Source organism: Psychrobacter sp. I-STPA10 (genome assembly GCF_021012795.1).
Taxonomy (GTDB): domain Bacteria; phylum Pseudomonadota; class Gammaproteobacteria; order Pseudomonadales; family Moraxellaceae; genus Psychrobacter.
Genome location: NZ_VFYU01000026.1, coordinates 89,305 through 106,846 on the forward strand (window position 1 = coordinate 89,305; position 17,542 = coordinate 106,846).

Here is a 17,542-nt window from a genome sequence, read left to right on the forward strand (position 1 = left end):
AAGCGAGCCTAACACCGTAACAGTTATAAAGTTCGTTGACTATACTTATTAATTGGTTTGAATTGACCGTGTAGTTTACATATACTAAGACGTTAAATGACTAAGCTATTAAATATTTAAATAATAGGTGGTGTTTCAAAAAGTATACTGTGGTTATTTTTAATAAATCATCATAGTTTCAGCCCTCCCCCTAGCCCCCTCCCAGTGGGAGGGGGAACAGTTCCCTCCACCTTTGGGGGAGGGTTAGGGAGGGGGTAGCATACTTTTTAGAACACCATTAAATAATAAACAGGGACAATTAAAAATGACGCCTCTATCACAATCTCACCAAGCCACAAAACAGCGTACTTATGCCAAAAATACCCTTCAATTAAGTATGCTACTGCTTAGTAGCACCTTGTTTGCCCTGCCTGCATTGGCGTGGGCAAATAGCCCCAGTACCAGCAGTGTGAGCAGTACAGCAACAACCGCCATAACCACAGCAAAGCAAACTGCTGAGCAGGGTGACACACCGCTACACCAAGCAATACGTGCTGGTGATTTGGCAAAAATTAATTCGTTGCTTGCTGCTGGTGCAGATGTGACCGCCAAAAATGCCAAAGGGGAAACGCCACTGCATCTACTGGCGTTTTTTGAATACGACACAAAAAAATATACTCCAGAGCAGCTTTTGAGTATTGTGTCTGATTTTAAGCAGGCAGGGGCAGATTTAGAAGCATTGGACAATGAGGGTTGGACACCTTTGCTAAGAGCGGCACAACAAGATAATACAGTAACAATGAGGATGTTATTAGAGCAAGGTGCAAACCCTAATGCAAAAACACCAAAACTGGGTAACACCCCACTGCACTTAGTGAGTACAAGGTTGTCCGCCAATATTCTAACAATTGATAAAAACCGAGCTAAAGTCAATCTTGAAGCCACTAACAATCAAGGTGAAACCCCTTTGATGACAGCAGTGCAAAGAGGTGACAACATAGTGATTTGGGTGTTATTAGAAGCAGGTGCTAATGTAAATGCGTTAAACCCAGACACCAGCAACAGTCGGCTGGCATGTCGCAGCAAAGCGGGGCAAGGTAAAACCGCACTTGCGTATGCTGTCGCCAACCATGATGTTTATACAATGAAACAGCTGCTCGATGCTGGTGCAGATGTGAATATTAAGATTAATGACTGTGATGCCAGTAGCATCATTCATGCCCGTAGCATAGTTGAAAATAGTGCTAAGCTAGGACAAGCCATCGAAGATAATGATATGGCAACCGTTAAAGAATTGATAAATGCAGGTGCATTAGTTAATAGCAACCATTATTCCCTGTTTGCGCAAGTAGAAAAAGGAAATACTGAGATTGCAGTGGCATTACTAAATCAAGATATCAATCAATTAGCTGAGCCACTAGATTTCTTAGCTGCTCAGGGAAGGATTATAGATACTCGGGGAAGGATTATAGATACTCAAGGAAGGATTATAGATACTCAAGGAAGGATTATAGATACTCGGGGAAGGATTATAGATACTCGGGGAAGGATTATAGATACTACGTCAAGTACTTTACAGCTAGAAAAAGACATTATTGCTTTAAAAGAATTCAATGCAACATTAGCAAAGCTAAAGACACCTAATACTGTGGATGAAACGAGTGCTATATCCAATACCGAAAATAGAAATTCAACCAGCACTGAATCTGATACTCCTGATATTGAACAAACTCAAGCAAGAATGGAGCAAACTAAAGCTGATATGGAGCAAACTAAAGCTGATATGGAGCAAAGCAAAGCTGATATGGAGCAAAGCAAAGCTGATATGGAGCAAAGCAAAGCTGATATGGAGCAAAGCAAAGCTGAGCTAAAACAGAAAATTGCTGAATATATTATTGATTACGAAAAAATAAACACAGTGATTAAACGCTACACTGCCCAAAGTCCACAGCATGCCCAGAAGTTTGAACAGTTTTTAAACTGTGCTATCCGAAACACTGAAGATATAACGTCTGACATTTGGCACAGCAGTAGAATAGACTGTACTATCCCAAATACTGAGGGTAAAAAAGAGACAACTTATCGTCAGCGTTGGCAACGTTTAAGCGATGACTATCAGAAATACAGCACAGAAACACCATAACTCAGCATTTCTATTTTAGATGAGTCTTAAATTGATTTGGGATTAGTTTGGTATTGGCTCTACTGTTTTGCACTAGGCATTTGTTAAGCTCATTTGCCTAGTTTCTTTTTAAGATTGGTTTTTAAAGTTGGTTTTTAAGGTTGGTTTTTTTGCTGGTGTGCTATAGTCAGCGAAGTTATAAACTGGTACAAGGCAGGCGAGTGCAGATAGTACAGTTGTACAGCAAGCGAGCCTAACACCGTAACAGTTATAAAGTTCGTTGACTATAAAAAGTAGGCTACCCCCTCGCTAACCCTCGTACTGCAAGGGAGCTAGGGGGAAGGCTAGGGAGCTACGAAGAGGGCTAGGGAGGGGCAAGACGATGGCTGATTTTCCTGCCTGATATTATCTATTATCGTTATCGTTAATACATCGCCTTAAATGGTTACTGTATTAACCAATATCCTCATAAATCAACGCTTCAATGTCTTTTGCTGCTTGGCGTAGGCGTGGCTCGAATGCAAGCAAGTCTTCTAGCGACACACGAATGGTCGGTGCATGCACATATAAAGACGCCAAATAGCGTCCTTTTTTGTCTCGAATCGGTACAGCAAAGGCAACCATCTCCGAGATAAACTCTTCATTATCAATCCCCATATCCACTTTGGCACTGTAATCCAACTCATCATTCAATGCCTGCATATCGGTGATGGTGTTTTTGGTAAACTTGCTTATCTCAAGGTTTTTAAGTAGTTTTTGACGTTTGGCAGGGGTAAGTTGGCTTAGGTACAGCTTGCCAGTGGCGGTACACCACATCGGTGATTGCGCCCCGACAGGCAAAAAAATCTGAATAGGTAAGGCGGTTTTTACCCGATTGGTATATACCATATGTCGCCCGCTGGGTATGCCAATCCCGCAGGTTTCTTTGATGTCTTCGACCAGTTTTTCGAGTATCACTTGACGCTCATTAAAAAACTGCTGTTGTTGCCATAGCTCTAAGCCTAGATTGCGTACTCGTCTACCAGCGACAATACCACCACCAATATCGACCCCCAAAAAACCTTCATCCACCAGATGTTGTATTAGACGATGAATGGTGGGTTTGGGAATGTCTAATTCTTGCGATAGCTCTAAAGGGGTGAGTGGTTTGGACGCATAAGAAACGGCTTCGATGATGTGTAACACTCGACTGATGGATGAGACTTTGGGCATTGGGACTGAGGACTCTTAAAAAAATGATGACTATCATAACAAGATAAATTATATTATTAAAAGTCTAAATATCGAAATTTTCTTAATTAATTATCATAATACAGTTCATATCACGAACTACGGTTGCTTCAGTCCCAGTACTTTTTTATTTAAATCTTTTTATTGAATAACAGTGGCTTAAAACTTTGTTATCTTAAATTTAGGTTAGTTTTGTAATTTTATCCACCGCTTTATTTAGGGTGCTGATAAGCGGATCAAGATACTTGTAACGTGATTCGTGTCGTAGCGTGGCAGTATCCAGATTGACTTGCTGTGGATAACCCAAGTAATCAAACACAGCTTGGGCAGCTTGTTTTCCAGAGGTGGCAGCTTGCTCCATGGTTGGAATTTTCCAGCGACCAGTTACCGAGATAATCTCACCTGCCAATACAATATTATCCCACTGTGTTTTAGTATCTATCAGCTCATCATCTGCATTACGCACATAGATTTGTGCCAAATTTACCCAGCGTTTCCCATTATCTTGCTCGATACCCATTTCTGCGCTTGCAAGCTCGGCATAGGGTTGCCAGTTATCAGTATAAATAAGATTGATGGGGTCAATGATACCCTGACTGGCAATTTGTTGACGGCTTTGGGCATCAGTAATGCCAAGTTGATACAAAATTTCTTCTTTGGCTTCTTCAGGTGTACATTCCATAAAACGCTTGCCATAAAGTGAGCCTTTGTTAAAAGGTGAGCTGCAGGTAGCAGATAAATTATAGGGATAGCCTTCAGGGAAATCGACCTCTTGCCAAAATCCCCCTTGATGCTGGATTTGAAACACAATATTCCATGGTGCATCAAAACACAGGCTATAAGATTTGCCCAAAAATGGCTTTAATGCTTCTGGCACAGTTTGCAATGGATATTGAGTACCAAATGACCATTCATCATTAAATGACTTTTTCACTTGTGGTAATAGTCCAAGTTTCCATAGTACCTCATGTGGCATTGCCATCACTGCGGCATCAAAGCGTTGCTGCTGTAATGCTTCGATATCTGCCATTAAGCTATTATTTACTGCATCATCTACTGTAGCGGCTGATGTAGTGGCTGATGTAGTGGCTGATGTAGTGGCTAAGTCTTGTTGTGCTAATGGATTTACCGACACATCAATGCTGATTTTAGCGTGCTTGCCTTTATCTGAGCCATTAACTTCACCATCAGTATGATGATGTAGGTTGTTTATATGGATGTTGTTATAAAATTTTACCCCACGCTGTTTTAGCGTCTCTACCAAAGCGTCTATCACCTCTGAGGTAGGGCGATTAAAGCAGTAGGACTTAGATGGCTCACCAGCAGGTAGGGTAGGTGCTTCGGTCATGGGTAAAAACATCAATACAAAGCTGTCCATGATATCTACTGCTTTACTGTGCATACGTGCACCTGTGAGAATACCAAACCAGTTAATGATAAACTGCCGAGTGTGCTCATCAAAGTCATCGATACCAAGAAAGTCCCCTGCCTTTTGATACGCCATTTTTTGGCGTTGCTCTGGGCTGGCATTGACATGATGCACGATGCGTTGTACCAGTTGCAGCATGTTGTTTTTATTAAGATTAAAAGTGTCAATCATCTCTTCAATGGTTGATAAATCAATGGGCTTACGTCTGTCTACCGAGATACGATGACCTGCGCTATTGTGTTTGGAGCTGCTGTCTGGTGTACGGTCATTTTTTCCCTGTCCACTTTGATAAAACTGATAGTCGTCTACAGGGGTTAGGGTGTGCAATAAGTCGGCACGGGAAAAAATATCAAATAATGAAAAATAAGTAGCACCTAATGCGCGAATGGAGTGTTCTTCAAAGCGTTGTGTTTTGGGATTAAAATACCCAATCATCTTACCGCCACAGCGTTGTTTTGATTCCACTACAGTTATTTCAAGGTTGGGGTTTTCTGATAACTCAAAAGCGGCACTTAGCCCAGAGATGCCGCCACCAGCGATTAATACTTTTTGTTTGCCAGTATTATTAATAGATTCATTTTGATTATTATCAGAGATAGTTGACATAAGTTTCACCTTATCATTTTTTTGTGAGTTTAGTAACTTTAGCTTTTTATAAATATAAATTATGATTTATAAACCTTTAAAATAGCGTTTGTTATTATCTGACTTTTTTATTATTTAGTTTTTTCTTTTTAGTAATCAAAAGTAAATAATTTGTTTAAAATACGTATTTATTTAAATAATTTTGGTGTTAAAAATAAAATATTGTTCGCTCTTTTTTGCTTTTTATTTTTTAGTAAAAAAAAGTTGATAGGGTCTGTTGAACATTCATCTTCATAGGAAAAATTGAAATACTGCTTTTAACAAGCAGTGACTTAGTCAAGGCAATGAGCGCAGATAGCTTTGGTTAATAAAAGCAGGGATATTAACCAGTTCATTAACGCTTCATCAGGCAAATTTAGCCAATTTTTACATGAAAGTAAAAAGTAGCCGTATCCCTTGTAGATATTAGTCTAACGGGGTGAAAGTTCAACAGACCCAAATTTATCGATTCATTTATTGATAATAAATTAAATAAAAAACCCAGCTACATGCTGGGTTTTTGGTTAATTAAGAATTTTTGGCTAATACAGAAGATGTTATGGTGTTGATATTTTTGAGTCTTGGTGGTGTTTTTCCCGTAATTTTTGTCGCAATACTTTACCAACATTAGATTTGGGTAACTCATCAACAAACTCGATATATCTCGGACATTTATAGCCAGTGAGATGTTCGAGCGCAAAATCACGGATTTGCTCTTCGGTTAAGTCTTTGTTTTTGCGAACCACATAAAGCTTGGTAGACTCACCTTGTCGTTCATCAGGCACACCAATCAATGCACAGTCAGCAATGCCTTCACATTCAGACATCACTGCTTCGACTTCATTGGGGAAGACATTAAATCCAGATACTAAGACCATGTCTTTTTTGCGATCAAGCAAGGTAATATAGCCTTGCTCATCCATACTGATGATATCGCCTGTTTTTAAGTAGCCATCATGAGTGAATATATTTGTATTATCTTGATTGAGATAACCTGAGCAGACATTCGGGCCTTTAATGCACATCTCACCTGCTTTATTATAGCCAACGTCTTCATCATTATCATCACGTACAACCACGTCCACATTGGGTAGGGGCAGACCAATCGTACCATTAAACTTAGTGTCAGTAACGATATTAGCAGTACCAGCAGCAACACCTTCTGACATCCCCCAACCTTCGATCATCGGGCAGCCAGTCACCTCCAGCCATTGTTTGGCAGTATGTTCGGTGGCTGCCATACCCCCTGCTTGGGTCACGGTTAAAGCAGAGAAATCCAGCTCTTTAAATTTGGGTTGATCGAGTAAGCCTTTAAAAAGTGTGTTAACGCCAGGGAAAATATGAAAGGGCTGTTTGGATAATGCTTTGATAAAGCTTGGCATGTCTCTTGGATTTGGCACGAGGATAAAGGTATAACCTGCACGAATACCAAGCAGGGTCATCATAAAGGCAAAGATATGATAAATGGGCAGTGCCATCACCATATTAATATACACATCATTAATTTTGTTGGTCGCAGGGCGATACCATGCTTCAGATGACATGGCAGCAGCAATTAAATTGCGGTGTGACAGCATTGCTCCTTTTGATAGGCCAGTTGTGCCGCCTGTATATTGATAGATGGCAATATCATTGATGGTCGTCGTGTTAGGGGGAATAAACTGCCTATTTTTGCCAATTTCAACAACGTCATTAAATTTATGGACTTGATGATTTGAATTACCCAGTTTGTATTTGGGAACTAATTTTTTTACATTGCGAATGACCAGATTAACTAAAACCCCTTTGACCCCCATTAAATCGCCCATTTTGGAGATGATAATGTGCTTAATATCCGTTTCGTCAACCACTTGCTCTAAAGCTTGGGCAAAATTATCAATTAAAAAAATGGCCTTAGCACCTGAATCTGTCAGTTGGTGTTTTAATTCTCGTCCTGTATACAATGGATTAACAGGGGTACAGATGTAACCTGCCCGCAATATGGCAATCATAATGGGTAGATATTGCGGAACATTGGGCATCATCAAAGCGATGACACTTTTTGGAGGTAAATCTATTGCTTGTAGCCATGCAGAGATGGCAATTGCCAGTTTATGCACCTCGGCATAGGTATGTGTCACCCCCATACATGTTGTTAAGGGTAAGTTACGATAACGTGATAAACAAGCATCAAACAGTTCAGTGACATCACTATAAGTATCGGGGTATATTTTTTTGGGTACAATATTAGGGTAGTGGTCAGTCCAGACTTTTTGCAAAATGAACTCCTTAATTTCATATCTATGTTTTCATATCTATGTTTTTATATCTATGTTTTTATATCTATGTTTTAATATAAGACATAAAGTGGTGCAATGTTAATGTTTATATCCTATAGTCGGCTCAATGCAAAACTGGCAGAAAGTCAAACTCACTCGCAGTACTACTTGTATACCTTCGCTCGTTTTTCTTGTAACCAGTCTTGTAACAGTCTTGTCTTGAATTGACTATATATCAAGATAATGACAATATAGATACTAGAAATATAATAATACCAATTTGCTAAAATAATCTATTTTTGTCAAATATTTATCAAACGCGCTTAGTCTACTCATTGCAGTGCTTGTATGTGTCTTCCTTGACTAGGTCATAGATTATCATGGTATAAGTAAAGTAATAATAATTATAGATTAAAAACACTCGAATTTGGTGTGATTTATTGAGAATACATACTAGAGTATTCTTTTTAATTATAACAGGTTATTGAGTATTATTTGTTGAATAAGCGGTAATTTTTACCTTGAAAAAAATAGAAATGCCAGCGACAATTTGTTGGTCTCTATTATCATCTTTTTTATCATATTACTTTTCAATCACATCTAACTCAGAAGCAGATAGTTTTTTGTAGTCTTTGGCACAAAAGCTTGGATCAAGTCGGCAAATGGCCTCTTGTAGCTCATCAAGTCTGGCTTCAGATTGTTGAATATGATCAAGCATTTTGGCAAAGGCACTGGCAACTGGATCTTCAGAGTCAGGATTTAGCCCATAGGCATTAAAGCCAAATGCTTCTGCTAAACGCTGTTTTTGACAGTCTTCTTTACTTATTAAACTATCTTGCTTGTTTGTTGTTTTGGATTTATCGTTAGCATTGACTTCAGTATTTTGCAAGGTTGATTGATTGTCTAAGTTATTGCTTGAGTGATTGTTTTGAGTTGCTATTGAGGTTGATTTAGAGTCAGCAGAGTGGACAGTGGAATGAGTTGGCTTTTGTGTGACATCATCTGAATGATTGTCATCATCTGTTTTGGTGGTGATCATACGGGCAGCACTACCCACCATGGTTGCCCCTGCTGGAACAGGCTTTACCACCACTGCATTTGAGCCAATTTTAGCATTTTTTCCCACAGTAAATGGCCCGAGTATCTTTGCCCCAGCTCCAACAACGACACCATCTTCTAAGGTGGGGTGACGTTTGCCAACATTCCACGAAACACCGCCTAAAGTGACGCCATGATATAAAGTGACATCATCGCCAATGTGTGCGGTCTCCCCAATGACCACACCCATACCATGATCGATAAAAAATCGTTTACCAATGGTTGCAGCAGGATGTATCTCTATACCTGTGATCATTCTTGAGCCATAAGAGACACTGCGAGCCAAAAATTTAAGATCATGTTGCCATAGGCAATGTGCGCCACGGTGTAGTAGCAATGCATGAATACCGGGGTAAGTTAGCAGTATCTCAAGGCTATTACGTGCGGCAGGGTCACGCTCAAAGACAGCTTGAATGTCTTCTGAGATTCGCTGGCGTGCTTGCTGCAATTTTTTTAATAAAGATAGGGGAGAGGGCATGAATTATCCTTTGTCTTGGCAATTGTTTAGGCAATAATTTTTGTCAGTAACCTTTGGCCATCATCTTAATCATACTTTAGCGATAGATTAGATGGCAATATCTTTCATGAGCAGCCATGAGTATGGTATGGATGATTTTATAGCAGATGCTTAGATTCAGCAAAAATATGTTAGGGTTGCTTATTTGCATGTTTGTTTATTTTTTAGCATCACTACGCTTAGCCTTAAGCTGTTGATCTATTTTAGCAATCATGGCATTGATAAGCTGATATTCTTTTTGATCCAATTGCAACCGAGATAATAACCGCGATAAACGTGAGGGCAGATCACGTAAATGGTTAGGGTCAACCAAACTTAGTTCGCTCATTAGCATGAGCAACCGAGCTTTTAATTGTAACATTTGTTGCTGCGTCACCGCTGGCTCATCCCATACTTGACGTAATGCAAGCTGTAAAAATTCGCTGCTGTTTTGGTGTATACAGGATATGTCAGATATTTGTGCTACTTGTGGCGTTGTATCTTGTGTACTTTGGTTGTCATGTTGCGCTGTGTTGTTGCTAAGCTGGCAAAAATGGGCATAAAAAAAGCCCGCAATGACCTGTATGGCGGATGCCACATTGAGTACAGGGTAGTTAGGGTTGGCATCAATTTGGATATGGTAGTCAGCAAATGCCAGCTCTTCATTGGTCAAACCACGGTCTTCTCGTCCAAACAAAATGGCAATCTGCGCAGGTTTTGTACTTGGCTGTTGTGAGTAGTTATGATGAGCAGCCGTATTGGCTGTTATCTGTGTGTCGATAAATTGTTGGGTAATGATGGCAGCTTGTGTTGGGGTGACAACAGGTCTGGGAATATGACGACTGCGACTACTGGCAGCAAAGACAAGTTGACAGTCTTGTATGGCGGTCGCTAAATCATCGACAGTTTGTGCTGCTTGTAATATTTGTATGCCTCCTGCTGCATGTGCATGGCTGCTATCATCAATGGGTAGTTTGGGATCAACCACCACCAAATCAGATAGCCCCATGGTATGCATGGCGCGTGCGGCTGAGCCAATATTTGCAGGCAGTGTGGTGTTGATCATGATGATGCGGATACAAGATAGATAGTCATCCAACGTCATATTTTGTAAATAAGAGCGGTGTAAATGAGAAATATCTTGGTTCGCTGTACTCATCATCGTTATCTATCTGCTTATGGGTTTTGATGGAATGCTATGGTTGCAAACGTAATTATGGCTATGCTGATTCTCTCGGTTTGGTACTTTATTAGTCACCGAGACGTTGGCTGATTTCTTGATTGACCAGTATGACCTGCTGTTCAATTTGTGCCAATAAGTCTGCATTTTCAGCAATACGATTGTCTCGACATACTTCTTGCATTTGATAGCAGAGATGATGTAATTGAGTTGCACCCACATTGGAACTCGCCCCTTTTAATGCGTGTGCCGATTCAAAGCCATTGGCATCATCAGCATTGGCAAGCGCTGTTTGTAACGCTTGCACACATCGTTGACTATCTTGCATATAGGTACGCATTAATGGCTCAAACTCTTCTTCAAATAATTCTTTTATTTCACAAAATTGCTCATCGTCTATGACAGCCAGCGTATTTGTATTTTCTGTATTACTCATAATAGTACCTTTATATTAGTAATTAGTATTAGTTATTAAAAATGAAAATAAAGCGTGTCATCTGTAAACATTTGTTTTAATTGGCTTATGTTATCGTCATTTGGATAAATTCGCCAGTCATGATTTAAGGTCACATTAGCAATGGCATAGTCATTAAAAATACTCATACCCAGTGCCACGCAGCCATCATTTTGTGGCGGTTGTGCGTCTGTTTCTTCTGCTAGGGTGGGTGTGGTAGCTGTAGGCATGGTCGCTGCATTACCAGGTATCTGCTCAGATATTTGGGTAGACACTTGACCTGAGTAATACTCTTCAGCCATGTTTAATGACTCTGTCATATCCATATAATCACTAGGGTCATTATAATCACTGCCGTTATAATTTGTGTGATTGGTATTATCTACCTCTCTTTCTGCTCCTACATTGGCAGCATAAGTTGTGGCAACAGCAGGGATAATGTCTTGTTGTGCAGATTTTAATAATGTCTGTAGTTGCTTTACAATCGCCACATCTTGGGCATGCACCTTAACACTGATTTTTTTGATCCAGCGTTGGCGGGCAGCAACCATATCATAAACATCTTCAAGACTGGCAAAAAGTCTGTCATCACGCTCACGGATGCTGCCTTTAACTACTACCACATTATCTACTTTTAATAGGTCTTTGAGGCGGTTAAAACGCTCTGCATAACAACTGACTTCAAGGCGTGATGTGCCATCATCAAGAGTAATCACACAGCGATTACCGAAGTTTGCCACATCAATGATCAGCCCAGCAAAATAGGTGGTATTTTTGTAGCCTGTATCTGCTAGTTTATTGAGCTGAGCGCCTGAGGTGTAGTGTGCCAACTCGCTGCGATATTCATCAATAGGATGACCTGTCAGATACAGACCTAGGGTGTCTTTTTCAGCTTTTAGGCGGTGTTTGTCACCCCAAATGACATCTGCACCAGTCGGTAGCGGTGGTGCTTGGGTAACATCATCCATACCACCAAATAAATCCATCATGCCGATTTCACGATTTTTTCGATCTTGCTCAGCTGCTTGTACTGCATTGGGTAGTTGCGCCATCAATGCGCCACGGATTTCATGATGGCGATCGGCAGGCAGGTCAGGTCGTAGGGTAGTCGCAAAGTCATCAAAACAACCTGCTCGAATCAATGCTTCTAGAGTACGTTTATTGACTTTTTTGGTATCAACACGGCGACAAAAATCATATAAATCTTTGAATAATCCCTCTTGTCTACGAGCAGTGACTATCGATTCAACCGCCCCTTCACCAACGCCTTTAATAGCGCCTAAGCCATAAATGATATTGGTTGGTGTGTCAGCGACAAAGTACCATTCGCTGCGATTTACTGAAGGGTTATCAACGGTGAGATCAAAGTTTTCTCGGCAGTCATTAATAAAAAATACCACATTGTCGGTATTGTTCATGTCTGAGGTAAGAACTGCTGCCATAAATTCGGCAGGGTAGTAGTGTTTTAAATAAGCTGTTTGATAAGCCAGCACCCCATAGGCAGCAGAGTGTGATTTATTAAAGCCATAGCCTGCAAACTTTTCCATCAAGTCAAACACCCCACCTGAGATGGCAGGATCAATGCCTTGAGCTGTTGCACCATCGACAAAGATATTGCGCTGCTTTGCCATCTCCTCAGGTTTTTTCTTACCCATCGCTCGGCGTAGCATGTCCGCACCGCCTAAGCTGTAGCCTGCCATCACCTGTGAGATTTGCATCACCTGCTCTTGGTAGACAATGACGCCATTGGTGTTCTCTAAAATTGGCTCAAGATTGGGGTGATCATAGACCACCTCTTCACGTCCGTGCTTACGGTCAATGTACATCTCTACCATACCTGCATCCAAAGGGCCGGGGCGATATAGGGCACACATGGCGATAACATCTTCGATATTGGTGGGTTGCAATTTGGCTAGGTATTTTTTCATACCGGTACTTTCTAGCTGAAATACGGCTGTGGTCTTGGCTTGTTGTAGTAACTGATAAGCATTGACATCATCTAAAGGCAAATCTTCGAGCTCAATGGGCGCTTGCCCTTCTTTTTGCCGACGTGTATTGATGTTTTTGACAGCAGCACTGATGACGGTAAGATTGCGTAGCCCCAAAAAGTCAAATTTGACCAGACCGACTGCTTCAACATCATCTTTGTCATATTGGCTAACACGATGTCCCTCATCATCACAATAAATCGCACTAAAATCAGTGATTTTGTTGGGAGCAATGAGTACGCCACCTGCGTGTTTACCAACATTACGGGTGATGCCTTCAAGTTTGACCGCCATCTCCCAAATTTCATTGGCATCTTCATAATCCATGTTGTTTGGATCAGACAGTAAGGTTTTTAGCTGTGGCTCTTGGGTCACCGCATCACTGAGGCTAATACCGGGTGTTTTGGGGATAAGTTTAGAGATTTTATCTGCCAGACCATAGGATTTGCCTTGTACTCGTGCCACATCACGCACCACTGCTTTGGCTGCCATCGTACCAAAGGTGATGATTTGTGAGACTGCTTCTCGCCCATATTTACTGGCAACATAATCAATGACCCGATCACGCCCTTCGATACAAAAGTCAATATCAAAGTCAGGCATGGACACACGCTCTGGATTCAAAAATCGCTCAAATAATAAGTCGTAGTGTAGGGGATCTAAATCAGTGATATTTAACGCATAAGCGACCAGCGAGCCTGCCCCAGAGCCCCGCCCAGGACCTACAGGCACACCATTGGCTTTTGCCCAACGGATAAAGTCCATCACAATCAAAAAGTAGCCCGGAAAGCCCATTGATAGGATAATACCAAGCTCATGCTCAAGACGTTGTTCATAAGGTTTGCGGATATCTGCCCAAGTGTGATCACGTTCATCTATTGGGTAGAGCTTATCTAAGCGAGCTTCAAGCCCACGTTGTGACTCAGCACGAAAAAAGGTTTCAATGGTCTCGCCTTCAGGCACAGGAAACTCAGGCAATACATTGATGCCAAGTTTAAGAATGACATTACAGCGTTTTGCCAATGCCAGTGTATTGCTGAGCACTTGTGGCAAGTCCACAAATAGCTGCTGCATTTCAGCTTGAGTTTTTAGGTATTGCTGATTTGAGTAGTTTCGAGGACGGTTGGGATCAGCAAGCACATAGGAGGTAGCGATACAGACCCGAGCTTCATGCGCATCAAAATCATCTGCTTGCAAAAAGCGAACGTCGTTATGAGCCACTATCGGGATGTGATGGCGACTACCTGCTAAGATGGCTTGCTCAATAAAGGCATCTTCACCGGCACGCTGGGTACGTTTTATCGCAAAATAAAGACGATTGCCAAAGTGCTGCTGATACGCTTTTAGCAGTTCATCACCACGCTCTGGCGTTGAGCCAGTTAATGCCTGACCCACATCAGATGCTTCAGTAAATAAAACGATCACCCCATCGCTATGACTAAATAGCTGCTCACGGGTGACAATAGGCATGCCTTTATTGTCAGGATTCATCTTACCTTCGGTAAAGCCTAAAGATACCACACGAGTAATGCTTTGATAGCCAGCATGATTCATTGCCAGTAGGGTAAGACGAGTATTTTCATCACCTAGTAATATTTCACTGCCAATAATCGGTTTGATGTTTTCAGCTAAGCAAGCTCGATAAAACTTCACGGTGGCATAAAGGTTGGATAAATCGGTTAAAGCCAACGCTTTTTGTCCATCTGCGGCAGCTGCCTTTACCAATGGCTTGATGCGAACAATAGAGTCGGTGATTGAATATTCACTATGAATGCCAAGATGTACAAATGCCATAAACTTGCTCTAAAAGTATCAGCAAATATTAATATTAATGATGATTGCTGATTTACTGTGATTTTTTGGATTATGAATACAGGCTCTAACAAAAATGAGGCTGCTATAGCCAATCTAATATAATGTCACCACAAGATAACCAAGTAGAGGTAATACGTGTTGTATATCAAGCGAGGTTAACACTGTGGCGGATTTATAGTAGGTAGACCATAAGCCCCATTATTTTTGTATTGCAATAGATGTTATTATAATAACATCTATTGCAAATTTCAGCCATTTGTTCGTAGGTGTATCCAATGATGGTACAGATTTGTACCATGTATTTATGACATTGAAGTGGATAAACATTTATCTGATTTGTTAAAATGAGGAATACACACCTCCCTATTTTCCTTATTGAGCTAGCTACTTTATAAGACGAATATCATACTTTTGCATAAGTCCTATTACTAAAAAATTAGCGAACTAACTGTAGGGCACATTTTATGTACCCATTAAAAATCCAATATAATATAAAAGGTGCGTAGAACGTACCCTACATTTTACTGTATGGGTGTTTTAAAGCTACATTTACCCCTAAATATTCTTCCTTTTAAACTCCCGTCGATAAGCATGTAAAAGTGGCTCGGTATAGCCTGAAGGTTGCTCGCCACCTTTTAAGATAAGCTCTTTAGCACATTGAAATGCCACAGAATCATCAAAGTTTGGTGCCATATTGCGATAAGCACTATCTCCAGCATTTTGCTTATCCACTTTTAATGCCATACGTTGGAGAGCGTCCACAACTTGTTGCTCGCTTATAACCTCATGCTGTAACCAATTTGCTAGTAGTTGTGAGGAAATACGCAGAGTCGCTCTATCCTCCATTAGGTCAATGTCGTGAATATCAGGCACTTTAGAACAGCCTATTCCTTGCTCTACCCAGCGAACCACATAACCTAAAATAGACTGGCAATTATCATCAAGCTCTTGTTGAATTTCATCATTACGCCACAAACCCTCATCTGTAGCACTCGTTTGATCTGCTGATAAATTAGCCAGTGGAATGGTCATTAAGTCTTTAAAAGTATTACGCCGACCATTTGCAAGAAGCCTATTTTGTACCTCAAATATATTGACTTCATGATAGTGGGTAGCGTGCAAGGTAGCAGCAGTAGGTGAAGGAACCCAAGCTGTCGAAGCACCTTCTTTGAGCTGGTCTATTTTTTTATCTAGCATCTGTGCCATTTGTTCAGTTTTGGTCCACATTCCTTTACCAATTTGTGCTTTGCCTTGGAATCCATGCACCAGTCCAGCATCTACATTATTATTTTCATAAGCAAGCTTCCACGGTGCTGTTTGCAGTTCTGCTTTGCGTAACATTGGACCTGCATACATTGAGGTATGAATTTCATCGCCAGTGCGATCCAAAAATCCAGTATTGATAAACGCAATTCTATTGCTACCAGTAGCAATACAGGCATCAAGATTTAATGAGGTACGGCGTTCCTCGTCCATACAGCCGATTTTTAACGTAAGCTGTGGTAAGCCTAATAGATTTTCAATAGCACTGAACAAATCACAAGTAAACTGTACTTCATCAGGTCCATGTAATTTAGGTTTTACAATGTATATTGAGCCAGTACGGGAATTACGCAGTGGATTTTTTAAGTCTAATCCAGGAATAGCAGCGGCAGCAGTAATAACGCCATCCATTATTCCCTCAAAGATTTCGTCGCCATTTTGATCTAAGATAGCTGGATTTTGCATCAAAGGGCCGACATTACGTACAAACATTAAAGAACGCCCATGTAATCTAAGCTCATTACCTTTTACATCGGTATAGTAGCGATCCTCATTGGGCTGTCGAGTAAAAGTTTTACCATTTTTAGAAATATCAACTTCCAGTTCTCCTGTATTTAACCCAAGCCAATTTGAATATCCTAAAGTCTTATCTTCAGCATCTACCGCAGCCGTTGAGTCTTCAAAATCAATAATCGTAGTTAGGGCTGACTCCATAACAATGTCTTTAACCCCTGCTTTATCTTGCTTACCAATTTGTGAGTTGGGATCAATTTGGATTTCAAAATAAAGTCCATTGTTTATGATTAAAATGGCATCAGGTTGGCTTTTATCTCCTCTAAAACCTGCATATACCTTAGGTGATCGTAATTGAACCGATTGACCATCAATCTGTGCTGTGAGCTCTCCAGACTCAATAGAATACTTGGTGACATCTTTGTGTGAGCCAGTAGCCAATGGAATAACCCTATCCAAAAACTCTCGTCCCCATTCAATCACCTTTTGACCCCGCTTTTCATCATAACCTGTCATCTGATTTTGTGAGTCTTGTTGCTCAATGGCATTAGTGCCATATAGGGCATCATACAAAGAACCCCAACGAGCATTTAATGCATTTAATGCAAAACGGGCATTTAAAGCAGTAATAACCAGCTGTGGACCAGCCTTTTGTGCAATTTCTTGATCTATATTGTTTGTTGATATTTCAAATGCTTCTGGCGTTTCTACCAGATAGCCAATATGACGCAAAAAGTTTTCATACGCTTTGGCGTATTCCTCTGACGTTTGTGGACTTTGATGCTGTTGATGCCAATCATCTATCTGGGCTTGTAAATCGTCACGTTTGGCAAGTAGCTTGCGATTACGTGGGGTAAATTTTTCAACAATGTTACCAAAGCCTTGCCAGAACTGTTGTTGCTGCTGTTTTGAGGTTTTACCAATACTAGGCAACAAGGTTTCAGAAATAAACTGATAAAGAATGGGGTCTATGTGTAGTCCACCAGCTTCAATGCGTTTCATGCGTTTCATGTGATCTCCTTAAAGAATATAGCTTCTAAGTTTGAGTGGCTGGCTACAAAAATAAAACTTTGCAGCCATCGGACTTTTTAGG

The 17,542-nt window shown here is 40.7% G+C and carries 8 protein-coding genes and 1 pseudogene; 1 reads left to right on the forward strand and 8 read right to left on the reverse strand.

Annotation, left to right across the window (positions count from 1 at the left end; genetic code table 11):
* Positions 1–304 precede the first annotated feature (304 nt).
* Positions 305–2,122: an ankyrin repeat domain-containing protein gene (locus FHK89_RS12980; protein WP_230661095.1), complete on the forward strand. Its 1,818-nt coding sequence runs from the start codon at positions 305–307 to the stop codon at positions 2,120–2,122.
* A gap of 432 nt (positions 2,123–2,554) precedes the next feature.
* Here FHK89_RS12980 and FHK89_RS12985 read toward each other — a convergent pair whose 3' ends face one another.
* The 8 genes and pseudogenes from FHK89_RS12985 to FHK89_RS13020 all read right to left on the reverse strand — a co-directional run bounded on the left by FHK89_RS12985 (position 2,555) and on the right by FHK89_RS13020 (position 17,460).
* The gene (locus FHK89_RS12985; RefSeq protein WP_230661097.1) at positions 2,555–3,313 is read right to left on the reverse strand and encodes an IclR family transcriptional regulator; all 759 of its coding nucleotides are present in this window, start codon (positions 3,311–3,313) and stop codon (positions 2,555–2,557) included.
* Between the two features lie 199 nt (positions 3,314–3,512).
* Positions 3,513–5,366, reverse strand: coding sequence for an FAD-dependent oxidoreductase (locus tag FHK89_RS12990; RefSeq protein ID WP_230661100.1), 1,854 nt, complete (start codon positions 5,364–5,366; stop codon positions 3,513–3,515).
* 575 nt (positions 5,367–5,941) lie between these two features.
* Positions 5,942–7,642 carry an AMP-binding protein gene (locus FHK89_RS12995; RefSeq protein WP_230661103.1) on the reverse strand — a complete coding sequence of 567 codons (1,701 nt, stop codon included), beginning with the start codon at positions 7,640–7,642 and terminating at the stop codon, positions 5,942–5,944.
* A gap of 1,032 nt (positions 7,643–8,674) precedes the next feature.
* A pseudogene (cysE, locus tag FHK89_RS15030) lies at positions 8,675–9,218 on the reverse strand (serine O-acetyltransferase); the annotation flags it as partial.
* Between the two features lie 196 nt (positions 9,219–9,414).
* Positions 9,415–10,395, reverse strand: coding sequence for an RNA methyltransferase (locus FHK89_RS13005; protein ID WP_442966600.1), 981 nt, complete (start codon positions 10,393–10,395; stop codon positions 9,415–9,417).
* Between the two features lie 91 nt (positions 10,396–10,486).
* Positions 10,487–10,852 carry an Hpt domain-containing protein gene (locus tag FHK89_RS13010; protein WP_230661108.1) on the reverse strand — a complete coding sequence of 122 codons (366 nt, stop codon included), beginning with the start codon at positions 10,850–10,852 and terminating at the stop codon, positions 10,487–10,489.
* Positions 10,853–10,887: 35 nt separating this feature from the next.
* Positions 10,888–14,652: a DNA polymerase III subunit alpha gene (dnaE, locus tag FHK89_RS13015; protein WP_230661111.1), complete on the reverse strand. Its 3,765-nt coding sequence runs from the start codon at positions 14,650–14,652 to the stop codon at positions 10,888–10,890.
* Positions 14,653–15,228: 576 nt separating this feature from the next.
* Positions 15,229–17,460, reverse strand: a complete 2,232-nt coding sequence (locus FHK89_RS13020) for a malate synthase G (protein ID WP_442966598.1) — start codon at positions 17,458–17,460, stop codon at positions 15,229–15,231.
* Positions 17,461–17,542: the final 82 nt, after the last annotated feature.

What these genes read in the sequence shown, in the direction of transcription:
- FHK89_RS13010 (WP_230661108.1), bottom strand. Translation starts at nt 10,852, where the DNA reads ATGAGTAATACAGAAAATACAAATACGCTGGCTGTCATAGACGATGAG.
- FHK89_RS12985 (WP_230661097.1), bottom strand. Translation starts at nt 3,313, where the DNA reads ATGCCCAAAGTCTCATCCATCAGTCGAGTGTTACACATCATCGAAGCC.
- FHK89_RS12980 (WP_230661095.1), top strand. Translation starts at nt 305, where the DNA reads ATGACGCCTCTATCACAATCTCACCAAGCCACAAAACAGCGTACTTAT.
- FHK89_RS13005 (WP_442966600.1), bottom strand. Translation starts at nt 10,395, where the DNA reads ATGAGTACAGCGAACCAAGATATTTCTCATTTACACCGCTCTTATTTA.
- FHK89_RS13020 (WP_442966598.1), bottom strand. Translation starts at nt 17,460, where the DNA reads ATGAAACGCATGAAACGCATTGAAGCTGGTGGACTACACATAGACCCC.
- FHK89_RS12990 (WP_230661100.1), bottom strand. Translation starts at nt 5,366, where the DNA reads ATGTCAACTATCTCTGATAATAATCAAAATGAATCTATTAATAATACT.
- dnaE (WP_230661111.1), bottom strand. Translation starts at nt 14,652, where the DNA reads ATGGCATTTGTACATCTTGGCATTCATAGTGAATATTCAATCACCGAC.